Origin of the sequence: Vibrio sp. 10N.286.48.C11 (assembly GCF_041469805.1) — a bacterium.
Lineage (GTDB): Bacteria > Pseudomonadota > Gammaproteobacteria > Enterobacterales > Vibrionaceae > Vibrio > Vibrio crassostreae_C.
The window spans coordinates 16,889-38,120 of sequence record NZ_JBFRLK010000005.1 but is presented as its reverse complement, the minus strand read 5'-3'; the positions used below and the strand labels follow the sequence as shown (position 1 = coordinate 38,120).

Annotated in this window: 18 protein-coding genes; 12 read left to right on the top strand and 6 right to left on the bottom strand. The window is 45.0% G+C overall.

Annotated features, from left to right (window positions below; translation table 11 throughout):
• Window positions 1-253: 253 nt before the first annotated feature.
• Window positions 254-4,483 (top strand): formate dehydrogenase subunit alpha, encoded by a 4,230-nt coding sequence (fdhF, locus tag AB4209_RS01630; protein ID WP_372054618.1) that lies wholly within the window; start codon window positions 254-256, stop codon window positions 4,481-4,483.
• A 124-nt stretch (window positions 4,484-4,607) separates the two neighbouring features.
• Here the strand turns inward: fdhF and AB4209_RS01625 are convergent, their stop codons facing one another.
• The 6 genes from AB4209_RS01625 to AB4209_RS01600 form a co-directional block, all read right to left on the bottom strand.
• A complete protein-coding gene (locus tag AB4209_RS01625) occupies window positions 4,608-5,588 on the bottom strand; it encodes an alpha-L-glutamate ligase-like protein (protein WP_372054616.1) in 981 nt (326 codons plus the stop codon).
• A gap of 3 nt (window positions 5,589-5,591) precedes the next feature.
• Window positions 5,592-7,097: an inactive transglutaminase family protein gene (locus AB4209_RS01620; RefSeq protein WP_372054614.1), complete on the bottom strand. Its 1,506-nt coding sequence runs from the start codon at window positions 7,095-7,097 to the stop codon at window positions 5,592-5,594.
• A 17-nt stretch (window positions 7,098-7,114) separates the two neighbouring features.
• Window positions 7,115-7,855 carry an ATP-dependent zinc protease gene (locus AB4209_RS01615; RefSeq protein WP_372054612.1) on the bottom strand — a complete coding sequence of 247 codons (741 nt, stop codon included), beginning with the start codon at window positions 7,853-7,855 and terminating at the stop codon, window positions 7,115-7,117.
• Window positions 7,856-8,167: 312 nt separating this feature from the next.
• Entirely contained in the window at window positions 8,168-9,139 is a 972-nt protein-coding gene (gene cmoB, locus AB4209_RS01610; RefSeq protein WP_017062084.1) for a tRNA 5-methoxyuridine(34)/uridine 5-oxyacetic acid(34) synthase CmoB, read from the bottom strand.
• Window positions 9,140-9,325: 186 nt separating this feature from the next.
• Window positions 9,326-10,054, bottom strand: a complete 729-nt coding sequence (gene cmoA / locus AB4209_RS01605; RefSeq protein WP_017062083.1) for a carboxy-S-adenosyl-L-methionine synthase CmoA — start codon at window positions 10,052-10,054, stop codon at window positions 9,326-9,328.
• 139 nt (window positions 10,055-10,193) lie between these two features.
• Window positions 10,194-11,099 (bottom strand): DUF72 domain-containing protein, encoded by a 906-nt coding sequence (locus AB4209_RS01600; RefSeq protein ID WP_029235140.1) that lies wholly within the window; start codon window positions 11,097-11,099, stop codon window positions 10,194-10,196.
• 314 nt (window positions 11,100-11,413) lie between these two features.
• Here AB4209_RS01600 and aspS point away from each other — a divergent pair, with 314 nt between their 5' ends.
• The 11 genes from aspS (at window position 11,414) to tolR (ending at window position 21,223) form a co-directional block, all read left to right on the top strand.
• Window positions 11,414-13,192: an aspartate--tRNA ligase gene (gene aspS, locus AB4209_RS01595; RefSeq protein WP_017062081.1), complete on the top strand. Its 1,779-nt coding sequence runs from the start codon at window positions 11,414-11,416 to the stop codon at window positions 13,190-13,192.
• A gap of 171 nt (window positions 13,193-13,363) precedes the next feature.
• The gene (gene ruvC / locus AB4209_RS01590) at window positions 13,364-13,885 is read left to right on the top strand and encodes a crossover junction endodeoxyribonuclease RuvC (RefSeq protein WP_008219936.1); all 522 of its coding nucleotides are present in this window, start codon (window positions 13,364-13,366) and stop codon (window positions 13,883-13,885) included.
• Window positions 13,886-14,038: 153 nt separating this feature from the next.
• Window positions 14,039-14,650 (top strand): Holliday junction branch migration protein RuvA, encoded by a 612-nt coding sequence (gene ruvA, locus AB4209_RS01585; protein ID WP_017062079.1) that lies wholly within the window; start codon window positions 14,039-14,041, stop codon window positions 14,648-14,650.
• Window positions 14,651-14,753: 103 nt separating this feature from the next.
• Entirely contained in the window at window positions 14,754-15,770 is a 1,017-nt protein-coding gene (gene ruvB, locus AB4209_RS01580; protein ID WP_372054610.1) for a Holliday junction branch migration DNA helicase RuvB, read from the top strand.
• Between the two features lie 552 nt (window positions 15,771-16,322).
• Window positions 16,323-17,909 (top strand): cytochrome ubiquinol oxidase subunit I, encoded by a 1,587-nt coding sequence (gene cydA / locus AB4209_RS01575; protein ID WP_017062077.1) that lies wholly within the window; start codon window positions 16,323-16,325, stop codon window positions 17,907-17,909.
• Window positions 17,910-17,922: 13 nt separating this feature from the next.
• Window positions 17,923-19,059: a cytochrome d ubiquinol oxidase subunit II gene (cydB, locus tag AB4209_RS01570; RefSeq protein ID WP_017062076.1), complete on the top strand. Its 1,137-nt coding sequence runs from the start codon at window positions 17,923-17,925 to the stop codon at window positions 19,057-19,059.
• 31 nt (window positions 19,060-19,090) lie between these two features.
• Window positions 19,091-19,198: a cytochrome bd-I oxidase subunit CydX gene (gene cydX / locus AB4209_RS01565; RefSeq protein ID WP_000270284.1), complete on the top strand. Its 108-nt coding sequence runs from the start codon at window positions 19,091-19,093 to the stop codon at window positions 19,196-19,198.
• Window positions 19,191-19,493, top strand: a complete 303-nt coding sequence (ybgE, locus tag AB4209_RS01560) for a cyd operon protein YbgE (RefSeq protein ID WP_017062075.1) — start codon at window positions 19,191-19,193, stop codon at window positions 19,491-19,493. The genes cydX and ybgE overlap by 8 nt, the downstream gene beginning before the upstream one ends.
• A 172-nt stretch (window positions 19,494-19,665) precedes the next feature.
• The gene (gene ybgC, locus AB4209_RS01555; protein ID WP_017062074.1) at window positions 19,666-20,103 is read left to right on the top strand and encodes a tol-pal system-associated acyl-CoA thioesterase; all 438 of its coding nucleotides are present in this window, start codon (window positions 19,666-19,668) and stop codon (window positions 20,101-20,103) included.
• Window positions 20,093-20,776 carry a protein TolQ gene (gene tolQ / locus AB4209_RS01550; RefSeq protein ID WP_017062073.1) on the top strand — a complete coding sequence of 228 codons (684 nt, stop codon included), beginning with the start codon at window positions 20,093-20,095 and terminating at the stop codon, window positions 20,774-20,776. Before ybgC ends, tolQ begins: the two co-directional genes overlap by 11 nt.
• Window positions 20,777-20,779: 3 nt before the next feature.
• Window positions 20,780-21,223, top strand: a complete 444-nt coding sequence (tolR, locus tag AB4209_RS01545; protein WP_017062072.1) for a protein TolR — start codon at window positions 20,780-20,782, stop codon at window positions 21,221-21,223.
• Window positions 21,224-21,232 lie beyond the last annotated feature (9 nt).

Below are 21,232 nucleotides of genomic sequence, written 5' to 3'. Positions count from 1 at the left end.
TTTGTACCTTGAATCTAATTTCTTATTCCTTACTTCTACAGCAGAACACCTTCCGCCTAATCCTCTCGTCGATACTGATAAGACCACTCATACCTTATGGTTATTATCAATGGAACTTGTTTGAGGTCACACGCACAAAACCACAAATAATGTATGGTAATGACATAGATTTAATAATATTAATAATATTGTATTACTTAAATTTTAATTGTTGATAACTCGCGTGTGCGAAAGGTAAAGGTAGGACTTAGGTATGATTCAAATCGTTATTGATGGGAAATATCGAATCGTCGAGCAAGGACAAACCGTTCTTGAGGCGGCAAAAACATGTGGTTTAGAGATCCCATCTTTATGTGGTTTGAACAAAACAGCGGATAAAGTACCGTGTGACTTGTGTGTTGTTGAAGTTGATGGCGTTGGTGTCACTCGTTCTTGTGAGCTTGAAGTGTCTAATGGGCTGAATATTACCACCCAGTCAAAACAGTTAATGACTCATCGGCAAGAAGCGTTGAACCGCATCATGACCGATCATTACGCCGATTGTGAAGCGCCATGCCAAACAGCGTGTCCTGCTGGGGTCGATATCCAATCTTACCTGCATCATATTGCTCAAAATGATCACAGCAAAGCGATAGAGGTCATCAAAAAGACACTGCCAATGCCCCTGTCGATTGGTCGAGTATGTCCTGCTTTCTGTGAAACTGAATGTCGTCGCAATTTGGTCGATGAATCCATCGCGATTCGCCAACTCAAACGACACGCTGCCGACGCAGATTTAGCCGCTCAAGAGAGCTACATGCCAACTAAGAAACCAATCAAAGGCAAGAGCATTGCAATCGTCGGTAGTGGCCCCGGTGGGCTTACGGCGGGTTATTACTTATCTAACGAAGGCTACGATGTCAGTGTCTATGAGTCGATGCCCAAAGCGGGTGGTTGGCTGCGTTACGGTATCCCTGAATATCGCTTACCTAAGTCGATTCTAGATAAAGAAATCGAGTTGATGTGTCGCAACGGAATGGTGGTTGAGTGCGGTAAAAAACTCGGTGTTGATTTTACACTGTCTGATTTAAGTAACGATTTTGATGCGGTTTGCTTAGCCGTTGGTGCATCGCAAGCGGTTGAAATGAATTATCCGGGCAGCGAGCTTGGCGGTTGTTATCTAGGCGTCGATTACTTGAAAGATTACGTGACCGCTCAGCAGTATGTCACTGGTAAAAAGGTTGCAGTGATCGGTGGTGGTAATACCGCGATTGATTGCGCTCGAACAGCGGTGCGTGATGGTGCTGACACCACGCTGATCTACCGTCGTACTCGAGATGAGATGCCTGCAGAAGATTACGAAATCGAAGAAGCTGAGCATGAAGGTGTGAAGTTCCATTTCTTAACCAACCCGGCAGAAAACATAGCCGATGAAAATGGTCATGTATCAGAAATACGATTAGAGCGTATGGCTTTGGGTCCGGCTGATGCTTCAGGTCGTCGCAGCCCTAAACCAACAGGCGAATTCTTTGTTGAAGCGTTTGATACCGTTATTGCTGCCGTGTCGCAAAAGCCGGATCTGAGCTTTATGGACAATGAAGCGATTGATATTCCTCTTACTCGTTGGAATACCGCTGATGCCGATCCGCAAACCATGCATACAGGTACTGGCAATATCTTTAGTATTGGTGATTTCCGACGCGGCCCTGCAACCGCAGTGGAAGCGGTGGGGGATGGGCGCATTGCTGCACAGGCGATCGATCGCTTCTTCCATGGCGACATGGATAACATTCCGGCTAAACCGTTTAACTCAAGAAAGCACAAGCAGCTCAAAGCAGTGGATCCTGAGCAATACAAATCCATACAGCGTATGGCTCGTAAGATCATGCCAGAGCTAACACCCGAGCAGCGTGAACAAAGCTTCGACGAAGTAGAAACTGGATTTGATAATGCTGATGCAATTGCGGAAGCAGCAAGATGCCTAGAATGTGGTTGCCAAGCCAATACCGATTGCGACCTACGAGACTACTCGACCGAATACAAAGCAACGCAAACACATCCAGAGTACAAAATCGATGTGGCTTCGAATGAGCACTGGCAGGCGATACGCGTAGAAGAAGCGAAGGTCGGTTTAACAAGACAAAAATTTGCAGTTGATGACAGTTCAGAATTTATTATCTTTGATGCCAACCGCTGCATCAGTTGCGGGCAGTGTATCCAAGCGTGCCGTGAACAGAATGTTCATGGTGTTTTAAGCTTCATGAATCAATCTGATGGCAAGCCTACATCAAGACCTGAATGTCGTCCTAATTTTGGGGCAGACAAGACCTTAATGGGCGACTCAAACTGCGTTCAATGTGGATCGTGTATTCAGGCGTGTCCAACCGGTGCAATGGTGGATGCTCGTGATAGAAAGCAGGGAGACACAGGCCTACTCAAGAAAGTCGATACCATCTGCACCTATTGTGGTGTGGGCTGTAAGCTAACCATGCATATCGATGAACAGAAAAACAAAATCCGTTATATCGAAGGCGGTGACTCCCCGGTTAATGAAGGCATGTTGTGTGTTAAGGGGCGATTCGGCTTCGATTTTGTGGGGAGTGATGCGCGTTTAACCACACCATTAATTCGTAAAGATGGCTGGTTGCAACCTGCAAGTTGGGAAGAAGCGATTAAGCTCATTGCTGATAAATTTACGGCGATTAAACAGGGCTTTGGTAGCAATGCTTTGGCGGGCTTCTCGTCGGCGAAAACCACCAATGAAGACAACTATGCCTTCCAAAAATTCATACGCCGCGAATTAGGCACCAATAACGTCGATCACTGTGCACGTCTTTGTCATGCTTCGACTGTTACCGGTTTAGAGGCTTCGCTGGGTAGCGGGGCGATGACCAATGATATTCCAAGCATCAAGCACTCAGATGTGATCTTTATTATCGGTTCAGACACGACTTCAGCACACCCAATTATTGGCTCGCACATCAAGCAAGCGGTGAGGCATGGTGGAGCACGATTGATCGTTGCTGATCCAAAACGAATCGATATTGCTGACCACGCTGAGCTTTACTTAGCGCACCGACCGGGCACCGATGTGATGCTGATTAATGGTGTGATGCAGCAGATCATCAAACACGGTTGGTACGATCAAGATTATATTGATGATCGTGTCGACGGCTTTGATACCTTATTGCAAGAAGTCATGTCACCAAGCTACTCACTTGATAAAGTCGAATTGGTGACTGGCGTGAAAGCGGAAGATATCTTCGCGATGGCTCGCTTGATTGGTACTGCAGAGCGCACCGCAGTATATTATTCGATGGGTATTACGCAACACACTACTGGTCACGACAACGTACGTTCAATCGCTAATCTACAACTATTGTGTGGCAACATTGGTATCGAAGGCGGTGGTATCAACCCATTACGTGGTCAATCCAATGTTCAGGGCGCGTGTGATATGGGGGCATTGCCGAACAACCTTCCAGGTTATCAGAAAGTGTATAACCCGATAGTTCGTCAAAAATTCGCGATGGAGTGGGGTGTTTCTGACTTACCAGCGGAAGCGGGGTTAACGCTCACCGAAATTATTGATGGAGCGTGCCATCGAGATGTTCGCGGTCTGTATGTCATGGGTGAGAACCCAGTGTTGAGTGACCCGAATCAAGCGCATGTGATTGAAGGCCTTGAAGCGTTAGATTTCCTAGTGGTTCAAGATATTTTCTTAACCGAAACCGCTCAGTATGCCGATGTGGTTCTGCCGTCTTGTTCGTTTGCTGAGAAGTCTGGTCATTTTACTAATACCGAGCGTCGTGTTCAGCGTATTAACCCGGCGGTATTGCCTCCAGGTGAAGCGAAAGAAGATTGGGTGATTATCCAAATGTTGGCTAATGCGATGGGCGGCAATTGGGAATATGACTCGGTTGCTGATATCACCAATGAGATAGCGCGTGTCACGCCACAGTATGGTGGTTTACGTTGGGAGAACATTACGGTGAACGGCGTGCAATGGCCAAGTAATAAGAACAACCCTGATGGCACACGTATCATGCACCAGACCCAATTTACGCGTGGGCGTGGTCAAATGGAGGCGATTCCGTTTAGATACGCTGCTGAGCTACCGGATGCGGAATACCCGTTAGTATTAACGACAGGCCGTATTCTAGAACAGTTCCACACCGGAACCATGACACGTAAAACAAAAGGGTTGGATAACTTAGCAGGGCCGCGTGCCATGGTGAGTGTTCATGATGCTGAAGCGCTAGGTATCTCGAATGGTCAGATGCTTAAGGTCTCAACACGTCGTGGTGAAATCGAAATCGCGGCCTTTGTGACTAAACGAATGCAAAAGGGTGTGGTATTTATTCCATTCCATTTTGTTGAATCACCAGTTAACCGTTTGACTACCACAGCGACTGATCCACACGCGAAGATCCCTGAATTTAAGGTGGCGGCTGTGCGTATTGATCCTATTCGTGAGCCTGAGAGTGAAGTAACAGAGGCTTAATCATATTAGCTCGGTGAAGACGGCTGGCATTAAAAAGCCGCGTAACTCTCAGAGTTATGCGGCCTTTTTATCGAGCTAGATTCAGTATCAATAACTGAGTCGTTTCGCTTTAATTTAGATGAGCTTAGTTTTGAACAATTTCGCTACCGTGAACACCAAATTGCTTAGCAGCGTAGGCAACGCGCTCTGCTGGTTTTGGGTATTCAGCTGGTGTGCCCAGGTTTTCAATATGATGCAAGCGAGGTAATAAACCTGCGCCGTTTGCAATCTGTATTGCTAATCCAGGGCGAGCGTTTAGCTCCAGTACCATCGGGCCTTCTTCTTGGTCTAAAACCATGTCCGTACCCATGTAACCAAGGCCTGTCATTTCCCAAGCACTTGATGCAAGTGTCAGCAGCTTTTCCCAATGGGGTACTTGTAGTAGCGCCAACTCTTTACCCGTATCTGGGTGGTGAGTCACTGGGTGGTCAAATTGAACCGCACGAACGGCTTTACCCGTAGCGATACAAATACCTACGCCCACAGCACCTTGGTGCAAGTTAGCTTTACCATCAGAAGCCGAAGTCGATAGACGCATCATCGCCATTACAGGGTAGCCCTTGAATACAATGATTCGTACATCTGGTACACCCTCGTAACTGAAGCCGTCAAAACACTCGTCAAACTTGATGAGGTTTTCAACTACAGCAACATCGTTCTTACCACCGAGTGAGAAAAGACCCGCGAGAGCGTTACTGATGTGGCGCTCTACGTCTTCTTCATTGATAGTCGAACCCGATGGCTTGGTGTAAACGCCGTCCTTGTGAGAGATCACAACAAGGATACCTTTACCACCACTACCTTGAGCCGGCTTGATTACGAAACCCGGCCACTCTTTTACCATCTTGTGGATTGTTTTTACTTCAGCTTGATGACCAATAACGCCAATTAGTTTTGGCACAGTAGCGCCAGCCTGTTCAGCAATGATCTTAGTCTTAAGCTTGTCATCAACGAGTGGATACTTGGAACGATCATTGTAGCGACCAATATAACTATGGTTACGCTTGTTCATTCCCATTATGCCTTTGTCTTTCAACTTAAACGGTGAAGTAAATTGATCAAACATAACTTAGTCCTCCGCTAGCGGTTTAAAGCGACGAAGCTCTGTTAGACGGTAGCCTGTGTAGTTACCTAGTAGCAAAATGGTCGCTAGAATAACAAGCTGTAAACCAATAAAGTTAAACGTTAAGTGCTGAATGAACGGGTTAGTCATGCCTAAGTAAACAAGAACCGCAGTGAATAGAGAACCACCACCTTGTAGCATTACTTCTTTCGCGCCTTCTTCTTCCCATAGGATAGACATACGTTCGATAGTCCAAGATAGGATAATCATTGGGAAGAACGTAATAGACAGACCTTCTGTTAGACCCACTTTAAATGCGACTACAGTAAACACAGAGATAATCATGATTACCGTGATGATTACGGCGGATATCCTGGCGACCAGTAGCAAATTAAGTTTGGACAAGTAGCTTCGAATAATAAGACCCGTACCAACAATCAGTAGGAAGCCGACAATGCCCGTTACCAATTGTGTTTGTACAAAGGCTACTGCAATCAGTACTGGCATGAAGGTACCAGACGTTTTTAAACCAATGATGACACGCAGGAATACAACAATCAGAGCACCGATAGGAATCAGCATGATGGTTTTGAACATCGCTTGCTCTTCTAGCGGTAGGCTGTGAATTGAAAGGTTTAACAGTTGATCAGCAGAGACTTTGCTATTAGTTGCTTCAGTAGGAGTAACCTCCTGCGCAATCATAGAGAAGTGAACTTTACTGTTCTGACCGCCAACCACATCCAGTAGAGAAACGTTTGATTCATCCCAAATAAGCAGGTTTGGCTGAACTTGTTGTTCACTTGATTCTGGAGAGAATAGAACCCATTGGTCGTGATCCCAGATCTGGTTCATTTGCTGAATAGATTGACGACGACGTCCATCTTCTAGCTCGATAACGCCAACGACTTTATTGTGGATGTTTGCTGCTGAAAGTAGCTTATGTGTCGCTTCAACTTTGCTCATGTTATTCAGAATCAGCGCTGAGTTTTGGCTGTCTGGGTCATTAAGCGTTTTGATAAGTTCGCGAGTGAAAGTGATGTTGTCTGCTGAGCGTTTAGTTGCTCTGTCAATCAATGCCAACGCAGCAGCTTCTTCAGGACCATCAAAGCTTGGTTGTGTGATTTCGCCTTCTGGTGGTATAGCATCAACTTTCGCTTGGTTATCGACTAGGAATTGAGTCTTATAGTAGATAGTTTGAGGGCCATCAGCATGGCGAATAGACCACTCTGCACGGCGACCTGATTCTGTGTTCAAGTAAGAGATGCCGTAACCCGGCGATGAAGCCGATTCGCCGATAAGTGTGTAGTTAGACTGAGTATGAGGAGCCGCTAAGGAAACTTTTGCTTCTTTGCCTACTGCGTTGAACTCGATGCGAGCTTCAACGTCCCAAACCTGTCTGGTTTCCCCTGGAGTCCAAGGTACACCGTAGGTCGTATGTCTGAACATACTCAGTGTTATACCTGCCACAATAAGCAGGAATATAGAGATATAAAATGGAATTCTTGACGTCATAGCTTACCCTACTATTGTTATTTAACTTCCGTTTGTACGTACTTTTTACTTACATCTACTAGCGCTATGTCTTTGATAAATTCGCGCCCTAGTAACACAGGGTGACTCATTTGAGAGCGATCCGCCAATGTAAATTGCGCTTTTTCATGGATTTTTCCAACTTTCACCCATAATTCGATCACAGCTCGACGTTCTGCTTGATCATTGGTTGATTGACGGATTTTTACATAACGTACAACAGGCGCTTCAATCCATTTCTGGTCTTCTTTAGCTTGGGCTTTGTCGTCTAGGTGAAATTTAACCCAGTTCTTGCCGTTACGTTCGAATTCTTTGATATCGACAGCGTTTAAAGAAGAGGTGGTTGCACCTGTATCAACACGAGCATCAAAGCTTTGCTTGATAGAGTCGATAAACACTTTTTCGATGCCGCCAAGGATAGTCGGTTGTGATATAGGAGCGATAGGAGCAACGGCAATAGCGACCGGTTCCCCTTCCTCTAGCTTTTCAATAACCTTGTGTTCCATGCTCGTTAGATGGGTATCTAATTGACTAGAAAGGGTAGTAATTTCGTCTTCTAAGCTTTCAATATAGTCACTTTGATTGCTTAGTTGCAGTTCAAGATTTTGAACCTTATTTGCGATGTTTGTCTCTGAGCGGGAAATAGCGTCGAGAGTTTCTTGGTGGTAGGTAGCACCATTTGTAAGAGTACAACCAGAGAGCAAACCAACCGCCACAATAGGCGATAATCGCTTAAACATAAAAAAACCTTTGAGAATTAGAGAATAGTTCAGACTATTTAGAAGTTTAGCCCACAAAAAAGGATGCGTGAAGCATCCTATTGTAAGAGTCTGGTCATATTGAATCGCAATGTGAGCGCTACGCCAATTATTGCTATTTGGAATAGCTCACTTATTAAACACAAGTCAATTTTTGTTCAATTCTTAAGCTAAGGAAGCAAGGTTCACCGCGAAATTAACAGTGGCTTTTTGACCATGCAAGCAATTGTTTTGCTGCCTTAATAGGCTTGTGCTTTATTTACTCAATATGCCACTGCTTTGTGGGCAGTAAATCTATGGCTTTGTTGCTACCAGAATCGCACGTCTCGGTGCAGGGTGACCTTCAACCGTTTTACTTGGATCGTTCGGATCGAGGTAATCTGGAAGAGAGTTGTGTGTCATCCATTCTGTGGTGCGTTGTTCACCAATTGTCGTGACATTTTCGTCAACGATTCGTACGTCTTCAAAACCAACTTGTTCTAGCCAGCGTTTCAGTGCGCGAGCTGAAGGGAAGAAGTAGACGTTTCTCATTTGCGCGTAACGGTCAACCGGAACTAATACTGCGTTCTCATCGCCTTCAATTACCAAGGTTTCAAGAACCAGTTCACCGCCAGACACCAATTGGTCTTTCAGTTGAATCAAGTGGTCCAGTGGTGAACGACGATGGTAAAGCACGCCCATGCTGAATACCGTGTCGTAGGCTTCTAGCTTTGGGAGCTGCTCAATACCTAGAGGTAATAGGTGAGCTCGTTGGTCATCGCCCATCAACTTACGAATTGCTTCAAACTGAACCAAGAATAGGTGGGAAGGATCGATACCAACCGTTAAGCGAGCACCTTCACCCAGCATGCGCCACATGTGGTAACCATTGCCACAACCTACATCGAGAACCGAACGGTTTTTTAATGGAGATATATGTGGAAGCACACGATCCCATTTCCAGTCACTGCGCCACTCTGTATCGATATGGATGTCGTGAACCGTATAAGGACCTTTTCTCCACGGGTGGAAAGTCTTCAATAAGCTTTCTAGCTTTTTCAGTTCGCCTGTGTGGTATGGCGTAGAACTACCAATCGTCACTGAATTTTTCAGGTCAACTTGATCTGGCACGTCTTGTGGAATCTTGTTTAGTGCACGTAGCCAGCGGTCAAAGTCACCGTGCTCTGCATTTTGCCAATCGGTCAGTTGCTGTGGCAGGACATTTAGCCACGGCTGAAGGCGAGTATCTTGGGCAATAAGTTGATAAAAATTGGCAAAATTAAACATAGGTTTTCACTGAGTTGGTGGTGTAGAAATTAAATTTGTCACTCCATTAAGAGTGTGGACAAACATGCTAGGGAATCTCGTTTATCGTGTTTGATAAGAGATCCCCAATTCGTTTGTTCCTCGCTCTTGAGGATGACATTTTAGTACGTGCTAACGGTGTCGCGACGGTTACGTAATCTAAAATGTTTACTTTATCGCGAACATTGAACCAAAGTTGAAACATTGGAACCAGACTTCGCTGCTTGAGAAGCCAATCTTATCAAATCGCTCTCTGTGAACAGGGATCGAATCCGGGCGCATCACGTTTTCAATTGCGCTACGTTTCTGACTTACTTCTAGCTCGCTGTACCCGTTAGCACGTTTGAAATCATGGTGCAGGTCGATAAGCAGTTCATTTGAGCTTTCATCTTCGAATACGTATTTTTCTGACAGGATTAAGATCCCGCCTGGGCGCAAGCCAGCATGAATTTTCTCAAGCAGAGCGTATCGATCGTCTGGAGAAAGAAATTGCAGCGTAAAGTTAAGCACCACAACAGAAGCGTCTTTGATTTCCACTTCACGGATGTCGGCTTCAATCACTTCTACCGGTGTGTCACTGCGGTAAGCATTAACGTGCAATTTGCAGCGCTCAACCATGGCTTCTGAATTATCGATCGCGAAAATCGTGCAGCCTTCTTGCTGAATGTGACGACGCATAGAAAGTGTCGCAGCACCAAGCGAGCAGCCAAGGTCGTAAATATTTGAGTGTGGCTTTACAAAGCGCTCAGCCAGCATGCCGATTGCAGAGATGATATTGCTATAGCCAGGCACCGAACGTTGAATCATATCCGGAAATACTTCAGCAACCCTTGCATCAAAGGTGAAGTCTCCAATTTTATCAATAGGAGCGGAAAAGATATTGTCTGTGTTGCTCATAGCATTTTCTCTCGACAGTCAGCGTAATTGGCACAAAATTCGTACCAAATAAAAGGGGGCGTATTTTACGTAAAAAAAACGCCACTGTCACGAAAACTGAGATTTAGCTCAAGGTTCGAAGCTACTTACAAGTGAGAGGTTAAAACATCGAGATTTGGTGATTGCCTTTTTGAGCTGGAAACTGAGCCAGTTCGGGCAGTAATAATGATGTATTTTCAGAGACTTGCTTTTGTAGCCTCTTATAAATAGCAATCGCAAGTTCAGGTGCGTGGTTATTGTCTGGGGTGTGGATCATTAAATAGGGCTGCTTGCCTTCATTAAGCCAGTTTGGGATTTTGGCAAACCAAGGCTTAAAAAACTCAATATTAGGTTCTTGGTCTGGGTGACCAATAAATCGAATCATCGGGTTATTGGCGGTAGCAATTGCATGAACAGGAACACGCGGTTTTTTCTGATGCGCATCGATCACCGCTTCTGTGGTGGGTGGCGCAGAGAAAACGGGGCGGCTGTCCATAATGATGCGATTGATGCCTTCCTCAACCAGCCATTGGTTGAAGCGTTTTTCCGCATCGCCCTTATCAAAGAAACCTAAGTGTCGAACTTCGACGCCAAGCTGCATATCTTTTGGGAATAAGGTGCAAAACTTTTGTAGGGCAGGCAGCATGCTGGGCTCAAAACTGTGCGGCAGCTGAATCGTCCATTGACCAATACGGTCATGCAGTGGCGACATCGTCATCAAGAACTCTTTGAGTTCGGCTTGGCAGTGTCTCAGTTGTTGCTGGTGGGTGATGAATTTGGGCAATTTGAAGGTGAACTTGAAATCATCGTGACTGGCGGCTTTCCAATTGTGAACGGTAGACATACTTGGCGTAGCGTAAAAGGTGGTGTTGCCCTCAACGGTATGGAAAACTTGGGTGTATTTTTCCAAGCGTTCGGCAGGCTTGGTGCCTTTACCGTAGAACTGACTTTGCCACTCAGAATGAGACCACATAGTTAATCCAAGTCTTAGAGGTAAAGTTTCTGTTGTTATTACACGATTATCCATCTATTACACCGTTATCCATCACGCCATCAGTCATTACAAAAAGTTTTTGGGTTGAAACTAAAATCTACTTTACGAGAGTTTTGCTGATTAAGGTACTTTCGAGATATAATTATCGCAATTTTTTCGGTTTTGATGAATCTTTGCGCACTTGATGGGCTAAAAAGCAGCAAAGCCAGATAAAACACAATAAATTCGAATGTGGAAGGTCGATTTTAAGCGAGTTTCCGCGTATAAATGTTCCTTTGCTCTGTTGTGTGGAATGACCACTGACAGCTTGGAAATTAGTAAATAATTAAGAGATTGGGAAATTCATTATGCGTACCCATTACTGTGGTAACCTGAACAAGTCCCTGGCGGGACAAACTGTAGAATTGTGCGGCTGGGTAAACCGTCGCCGTGATTTAGGCGGTCTTATCTTTATTGATATGCGTGATCGTGAAGGCATCGTTCAGGTTGTTGTCGATCCAGATATGAAAGATATCTTCCCGATCGCTAACCAACTGCGTAATGAATTCTGTATCAAGTTTACTGGTGAAGTACGAGTTCGTCCGGACAGCCAAGTAAATAAAGACATGGCTACTGGTGAAGTAGAACTTTACGCGACGGGTCTAGAGATCATTAACCGTTCAGAAGCGCTTCCACTAGACTTCAACCAAACGAACTCTGAAGAGCAGCGTCTTAAGTACCGTTACATCGATCTTCGTCGTCCAGAAATGAGCGACCGTATTAAGCTTCGTGCACGTGCTTCTAGCTTCGTTCGTCGTTTCCTAGATGAGAACTTATTCCTAGACATCGAAACGCCAGTACTAACGAAAGCGACACCAGAAGGTGCTCGTGACTACCTAGTACCAAGCCGTGTTCACAAAGGTAGCTTCTACGCACTTCCTCAATCTCCTCAGCTTTTCAAGCAACTGCTGATGATGTCTGGTTTTGACCGTTACTACCAAATCGTTAAATGTTTCCGTGATGAAGATTTACGTGCTGACCGTCAGCCTGAATTTACTCAAATCGATATCGAAACATCTTTCATGACTTCTCAAGAAGTACGTAACGTGACTGAGAAGCTTGTTCACGATATGTGGAAAGAACTTCTAGATGTTGAACTAGGTCAATTCCCAGTAATGCCTTTCTCTGAAGCGATTCGTCGTTTCGGTTCTGATAAGCCAGATCTACGTAACCCACTAGAGCTAGTGGACGTTGCTGACTTGGTTAAAGATGTTGAATTCAAGGTATTCTCTGGCCCAGCTAACGACGAAAAAGGTCGCGTAGCAGTTATCCGTGTTCCAGGTGGTGCTAAGCTAACTCGTAAGCAAATCGACGGCTACGCTGAACACGTAAACATCTACGGCGCGAAAGGCCTAGCTTGGATGAAGGTTAACGACCGTGCTGCAGGCATGGAAGGTATTCAATCTCCAGTTGCTAAATTCCTAAGCGAAGACGTAATCAACGGTATTCTAGATCGTACTCAAGCTGAATCTGGCGATATCATTCTGTTCGGCGCAGACAAAGCGGGCATCGTTGCTGAAGCAATGGGCGCACTTCGTCTTAAACTAGGTACGGATCTAGAGCTAACAGACACATCTGCATGGGCTCCACTGTGGGTTGTTGACTTCCCAATGTTCGAAGAAGACGGCGAAGGTAACCTACACGCAATGCACCACCCATTCACATCACCACTAGGTGTGAACGCGGAAGAGCTAAAAGCGAACCCAGCAGCAGCAAATTCTGATGCATACGACATGGTAATCAACGGCTACGAAGTAGGCGGCGGTTCTGTACGTATCCACAACGCAGAAATGCAAACAGCGGTATTTGGTATCCTAGGTATCGAAGCACAAGAGCAACAAGAGAAGTTCGGCTTCCTACTTGAAGCGCTTAAGTACGGCACGCCACCGCACGCTGGTCTAGCATTCGGTCTTGACCGTCTAGCAATGCTGCTTTGTGGTACTGAGAACATCCGTGACGTTATCGCATTTCCGAAAACAACAGCTGCAGCATGTCTACTGACAGACGCGCCAAGCCTAGCGAACCCAGCATCACTGGAAGAGCTAGCAATCGCAGTTAAATTGGCAGAGAAAAAAGAGCAAGCGTAAGCCTGTTATCTTTTCTTGTTGATGAAGAGATCCTAGTTGATAGAGAGCTCTCAATTAATTAGCCAAGACTTGCCAGTAAATTAGAGAATGCCCGTTAATTTGACGGGCATTTTTTTTTGCGTTCGATATACTAAGCTCATAAAGCATGTATAAATAATCAGTATTGAAGTTATGTCTATTATCTTAGGAATTGACCCTGGCTCGCGTATTACCGGTTATGGCGTGATTCGTCAAAATGGTCGCCATCTATATTACTTAGGTAGCGGTTGTATTCGCACCTCTGAAAAAGAACTGCCGGGCCGACTCAAACAAATCTACGCCGGTGTGAGCGAAATCATCACTCAGTTTCAACCGGATGTGTTTGCGATAGAACAGGTCTTCATGGCGAAGAATGCGGATTCTGCACTTAAGCTGGGACAAGCGCGTGGCAGTGCGATAGTGGCAGCGGTAAATGCTGATCTCCCCGTTCATGAATATGCGGCTCGTCTAATCAAACAAGCGGTGACAGGCAATGGTGGTGCAGATAAGTCGATGGTTCAGAACATGGTGATGAGCATGCTTAAGTTACCCGCTAAACCACAGGCCGATGCTGCCGATGCTCTAGGCGTAGCGATCACTCACGCCAACACCAATAAAACTTTGATAGCGCTTGCGGGTAAAGCAACAGGCGCAAGAAAAGGGCGTTACCGATAACCATAGGCTATGGCGTTTCTGAAGACAGAATCATTCGGTTTCTTAAGCTAAGCAAGCTTAAATAAATCATCCTAATAAACACAAAGAACTGGATAAGCATCCAGTTCTTTTATATTCTGTCCCTCAAATTATATTCCATCAAGAGAGTGAATTGTGATCGGACGTCTACGCGGTACATTAATAGAAAAACAGCCACCAGAATTACTAATCGAAGTGAGTGGCGTTGGCTATGAAGTTCAAATGCCAATGAGCTGTTTTTACGAATTACCAAACGTGGGCGAAGAGGCAATCATCTACACGCACTTTGTTGTACGTGAAGATGCGCAGCTACTTTATGGTTTTAACACGGTTAAAGAGCGTGCGCTGTTCCGTGAAGTGATCAAAGCGAACGGTGTGGGCCCTAAGCTAGGCCTTGGCATTCTTTCAGGCATGACGGCTAGCCAGTTTGTTCAAAGTGTTGAACGTGAAGACATCTCGACGCTGGTTAAACTTCCGGGTGTGGGTAAGAAAACCGCTGAACGTCTGGTTGTTGAAATGAAAGACCGCCTGAAAGGGTGGGGCGCGGGTGACTTGTTTACTCCAGCGACAGATGCAGCTCCGATTGATTCTATGCCAACCGTTCACGACGCGGAAGAAGAAGCGGTAAGTGCGCTACTTGCATTAGGCTACAAGCCGACTCAAGCTTCCAAGGTGGTTTCTCAAGTGGCTAAAGATGGCATGACCAGCGAACAGTTGATTCGCGAAGCTCTGAAATCGATGGTTTAATACCCAATATACTTGTTCGACAAAATAGACTCATTCACTTTGCCTTTACACAGAGTCAAGAAGCGCAGAGTCAACAAGAGCATAGTTAGGAATAGCAGAATTTATGATTGAAGCCGATCGCCTTATTGCACCGGATAACCCAGTATTCAAAGATGAAGATGTCATTGATCGTGCAATACGCCCTAAAGCACTGGCTGACTATCAAGGTCAGGATCACGTTTGTGGCCAGATGGAGATTTTCATCAAAGCGGCACAACTGCGTAACGAGGCGCTCGACCATCTGTTGATATTTGGCCCTCCAGGCTTGGGTAAAACCACGTTGGCGAACATTGTTGCCAATGAGATGGATGTCAACATTCGTACGACTTCAGGCCCTGTTCTAGAAAAAGCAGGCGACCTAGCGGCGTTACTGACCAATCTCGAAGAAAATGATGTCCTGTTCATTGATGAGATTCACCGTTTAAGCCCTGTGGTTGAAGAGGTGTTGTACCCTGCAATGGAAGACTACCAATTAGATATCATGATTGGTGAAGGCCCAGCGGCACGCTCTATCAAGATTGACCTTCCTCCTTTTACTTTGATTGGCGCAACCACTCGTGCTGGCTCACTGACATCGCCGTTACGTGACCGTTTTGGTATTACTCAGCGTCTTGAGTACTACAAGGTTGAAGATCTACAAAACATCGTTCAGCGCAGTGCAGATTGCCTTGGTCTTTCTATGGAGTCCGAAGGGGCGCTAGAAGTTGCTCGCCGAGCTCGTGGTACGCCACGTATTGCTAACCGTCTACTGCGCCGTGTTCGTGATTATGCGGAAGTAAAAGGCGACGGGCATATTTGTCCGGAGGTTGCTGACAAAGCGCTAAACATGTTGGATGTCGATGCTAAAGGTTTCGACTACATGGATAGAAAGCTTCTGCTGGCGATTATGGAGAAGTTTGGTGGTGGTCCGGTAGGTATCGACAACATGGCTGCCGCGATTGGTGAAGAGAGAGACACTATTGAAGATGTGTTAGAACCTTACTTGATTCAACAAGGTTACCTACAAAGGACGCCAAGAGGTCGAATCGCGACCGACAGAGCGTATTTACACTTTGGAATAGATAAACCCTCCAATCGTTAAATTATTCATTTTTAAAGATCCCAGTTGCATAAGCGCTGGGTTTTTTTGCTTTTTACTGAATAACAACTCTTTGAGCGAGTCGATAAAAAGATCGAAAAGGGAGCTTCAAAAATGGAAACTTTGATTTCAGGTTTGATTTAGATAACAGGAAATGAAATAAGTTGTCATATTTTTTGTTAATACTTTATAGGTAGTTGTAATTCGGATGTTGAGGCGGTGCTGAGCATTTGTCACATATATCATGCGCTGTTATTAAGACAAGCATAATTGGTGTGATTTTAATCATAATTGTACAAAAATAACTCTAATTTGCTCGAATAAATTTGATACAAATCAACGCAGGGTTCTCCCATAAACCTTTTGAAACATACTGATTTTACCAGTAATATTAGCGCCAGCTATATTAGCTCATGCTTAACAATAATCTAACTATAACGGTACGTTTTTGCTACAAATTTCAACTTGTAATAACAATTACATAAATTGTTTTAACATGGATTTTTGCGGTGAATAATCACACAAGTGTCATTCAGCCGACACAAAGGAGTTACCATGATTGATGTTGTTGATCTGTCGCGATTGCAGTTTGCATTTACAGCGATGTATCACTTCCTATTTGTTCCACTGACTTTAGGTATGGCATTTCTACTTGCCATTATGGAGTCAGTTTATGTAATGACTGGCAAGCAAATTTACAAGGACATGACCAAGTTCTGGGGTAAATTGTTTGGTATTAACTTTGCTCTTGGTGTAGCGACAGGCTTAACCATGGAGTTCCAGTTTGGTACTAACTGGTCTTACTATTCTCACTATGTTGGCGACATTTTTGGTGCTCCGCTAGCTATCGAAGCGCTTGTTGCATTCTTCCTAGAGTCTACTTTTGTTGGCCTATTCTTCTTCGGTTGGGACAGACTGTCAAAGCGTCAGCACTTAGCGGTAACTTGGTTAGTAGCACTTGGCTCTAACTTCTCTGCGCTTTGGATCTTGGTAGCAAACGGCTGGATGCAAAACCCAGTGGGTGCGGAATTTAACTTTGAAACTATGCGTATGGAAATGGTGAGCTTCGCTGAAGTTGTACTAAACCCAGTAGCACAAGTTAAATTCGTACACACAGTAGCGTCTGGTTACACAACGGGTGCAATGTTCATCCTTGGTATCAGCTCATACTACATTCTTAAAGGTCGTGACCTTGCCTTTGCTCGTCGTTCTTTCGCGATTGCAGCGTCTTTCGGTATGGCGGCGATCTTGTCAGTAATCGTACTAGGTGATGAATCTGGTTACGAGCTTGGTGAAGTTCAAAAAGTGAAGCTCGCTGCTGTAGAAGCGGAATGGCACACTGAAGAAGCACCAGCAGCATTTACTGTTTTTGGTATTCCGAACCAAGAGACAATGAATACTGACTACGCAATTAAAATTCCTTACGTAATGGGTATCATCGCAACGCGTTCGCTTGATACTGAAGTAACGGGCCTACGTGACCTACGTGATGACCACGTTGATCGTATCCGTACTGGTATGTACGCGTACGAGCTGCTTGAAAAGCTACGTGCAGGCGATAAGTCTGAAGAAAACATGGCTGCGTTCGACGAAGTGAAAGGTGACCTAGGTTACGGCTTGCTTCTTAAGCGCTACACAGACGACGTTGTTGATGCAACTGAAGACCAAATCCAAATGGCTGCGGATGATTCTATCCCAACAGTTTGGCCTCTATTCTGGTCATTCCGTCTGATGGTTGCTTGTGGCTTCATCATGCTGTTTGTATTCGGTGCTGCGTTTGTTCAAACGTGTCGTCAGAAAATCGAACAGAAACCATGGGTACTTAAAGCTGCGCTATTCTCAATCCCACTTCCTTGGATTGCGATTGAAGCAGGTTGGTTCGTTGCTGAGTTTGGTCGTCAACCATGGGCGGTTGGTGAAATCCTACCGGTTAACGTTGCTGCATCAGCACTGACTATTGAACAGCTTTGGACTTCTCTATTCGCTATCCTGGCACTTTACACAGTGTTCTTGATTGCTGAAGTTTACCTAATGCTGAAATTCGCACGTAAAGGTCCAAGTAGCTTGAAGACAGGCCGTTACCACTTCGAACAAAACGATAACTCTGTTGAAGACAAAGTTAGCCGTTCAGTTGAAGTATAAGTGAGGGAATATTATGTTTGATTACGAAAGCTTACGACTTATTTGGTGGGTATTGATCGGTGTTCTACTGGTTGGTTTCGCCGTAACTGATGGCTTTGATATGGGTGTTGCCGCTCTGTCACCTGTTATCGGTAAGAGCGACACTGAACGTCGTATTATGCTAAACACGATTGCCCCTCACTGGGATGGTAACCAAGTTTGGCTTATCACTGCGGGTGGTGCATTGTTTGCTGCATGGCCACTGGTTTACGCGACGTCTTTCTCTGGTTTTTACTTCGCAATGTACGTAACGCTAGCTGCACTTTGGTTACGTCCACTTGCTCTTGACTACCGTTCAAAGATCGAAGATCCAAAATGGCGCAAAACTTGGGACTACGCACTTTGCTTTAGTGGCGCAGTACCACCAATCATTTTCGGTGTGGCATTTGGTAACCTACTACAAGGTGTTCCATTTGAACTGAACGAATTTATGATGTCTAAGTACCATGGTACGTTCTTCGCTCTGCTTAACCCATTTGCATTGCTTTGTGGTGTGTTGGCTCTGATGTTGTTCGTGATGCAAGGTGCAACATGGCTTCAAATGAAGACAACAGAAGCGCTGCACGCTCGTGCTCGTAACGTTGCTCAGATAACTGGCCTAATTGCTATTGCTCTATTCGTTATTGGTGGTTTCTGGGTTCAATCTATCGAAGGCTATGTAATTACGAGCACTATCGATACGTTTGCTGACTCAAACCCACTAAACAAAGAAGTATCACTTCAAGTGGGTGCTTGGATGACAAACTTCGAAACTTATCCAGCAATGTGGGCTGCGCCGATCCTTGGTGTAGCAATGCCACTGCTTGCTGTGATTGCATCTCGCTTTGAGCGTGGTGGTTTCGCATTCTTGTTCTCAAGCCTATCGAACGCTGGTGTTATTCTAACGGCTGGTTTTGCAATGTTCCCATTCGTAATGCCATCAAGCCTGAACCCTAACCAAAGCTTGACTATGTGGGATTCAACAGCGAGTGAGCTAACGCTTGGTCTTATGACTGTCGTTGCGGCGGTAATGGTTCCTGTGATTCTTGGCTACACAACTTGGACATACTACAAAATGTTCGGTCGTCTAGATAAGAAACACATCGAAGATAACGACGTTTCAGCTTACTAAGCTAGAAGTTAAATAACTTAGGAGAAATTTTATGTGGTATTTCGCATGGATTTTGGGTGTACTTCTAGCATGTGCATTCGGCATCATCAATGCTCTATGGCTAGAGCATTCAGAAATGATGGACAAAGACAGTGAGTAATCTCGCAGAGCAAATCGCTAAGCTGCATCAACCAATGGATAAGACTCTGCTTAGAGCCTTAGCCCTAGTATTGGGTTTCATGCATGTGGGTTTAGTGATGTGGGATCCTGAAGCGTATGCGACAAGCATCGGTGGCTTTAACGCGATCATCGGACCAATGTTTATTTGGGCAGTATGCTCAAGCATGGTTTACGGTATCGGATTTAAGCCAAGAGCTTGGATGTGGCAGCTACTGTTTAGCCCATATGTTTCACTCACAATTTTGCTCTACCTAACGGTGCTGCGCCTTCTATAAAAGGCAAAGGATTTAGGTTCATAACAACGTGAGCCTTTATACTTGTTGGGTTTTTAGCCAAAAAGAGGTCATCTTATACAGATGGCCTTTTTTTTCGTCTCTCAAATCAAAAAATTCACAGCGATATACTATTAATGATAAGGAGTTAGGTTATAGTGAGATCTTTATCGTTTTGGATTGTGGTAGCAAATTGCAGGGATTATCTAAGCTATTTACGTGGCCAGTGACTGTGTATTACGAAGACACCGATGCGGGTGGCGTTGTATACCATTCAAACTATCTTAAGTTTTTCGAACGCGCTCGAACTGAGATGTTGCGCTCAATTGGCGTTTCTCAGCAAGTATTGTTAGAACAAAACATCGGTTTTGTAGTCCGACATATGGACATTGATTTTATTCAAGGCGCGCGTCTTGATGATTCTTTACAAGTCATTACAAATATTTACGAGTTGAAGCGAGCTACCTTGGTCTTCTGTCAAGAGATCGTAAATCCTGATGGCAAGGCATTGTGTAAAGCAATGGTTAAGGTAGCATGTATCGATAATCAAAAAATGAAACCCAAAGCAATGCCAACATTTATTCTCACGGAGCTAACGAATAGTGACTGCTGAAATCTCAATCTTAGGCCTAATTTTAGAAGCTAGTTTACTAGTTAAGATGGTCATGCTGACTCTTATGGGCATGTCTGTTGTTTCTTGGGCGATGATCATAAAAAGAAGTAAAGTGTTATCTCAAGCTTCTAAACAAACAGAAGTGTTTGAAGACAAATTTTGGTCAGGCGTTGATCTTGCAAAACTGTACCAAGAGAGCAACAAACGCAAAGACGAGCTTTCTGGTACTGAAGAAATTTTCTACGCAGGCTTTACTGAGTTCGCTCGCCTTCGTAAATCGAATGCAACATCACCTGACTTCATTATGGAAGGCACTGGCCGTGCGATGCGCGTTGCCGTTGCTCGTGAGGTTGATGAACTAGAAACTAACTTACCTTTCTTGGCGACCGTTGGCTCTATCAGCCCATACATCGGCCTATTTGGTACGGTTTGGGGCATCATGCACTCATTCATCGCATTAGGTGAAGTGAAGCAAGCGACGCTCGCAATGGTTGCTCCTGGTATTGCAGAAGCACTGATCGCAACAGCAATGGGTCTATTCGCTGCGATTCCAGCGGTAATGGCGTACAACCGCTTCAGCAGCCGAGTAGGCAAGCTAGAACACAACTACGCGACTTTCTCTGAAGAGTTTCACAGTATTCTTCACCGTCAAGCGATGGCTGGCAGGGAATAATAGATGGCTGGATACCAACCTAAAAAACGCAAAATGACAGCAGAGATTAACGTTGTACCTTACATCGACGTTATGCTTGTTTTGCTGATCATTTTTATGGTGACTTCGCCGTTTGTTACTCAAGGCGTTGACGTTGAATTGCCTCAGGCTTCAACGGCTAAATCGGCACAAGACCTACTGGGTGACGACAATGCAAGTTTCATCATCGTTGAAGTGAACAAAGACGGTGAACTTGGCTTGAGCGTTAATGACGAAGAAGTACAGCGTGGCTTATCAATGGAAGATATTATCGTCCGTGTGAAAGCCGAGTTGTCTCTGAAGCCAAACTCTCCAGTGGCGGTTGGTGGTGATGCCGCAACGCCATACGCTGAAGTGGTTTTATTACTTGATGAATTAAGCCGTGCAGGTGTGCCAAAGGTTGGCCTTTTAACGGATATAAGGGAATAGCTCCGTAGC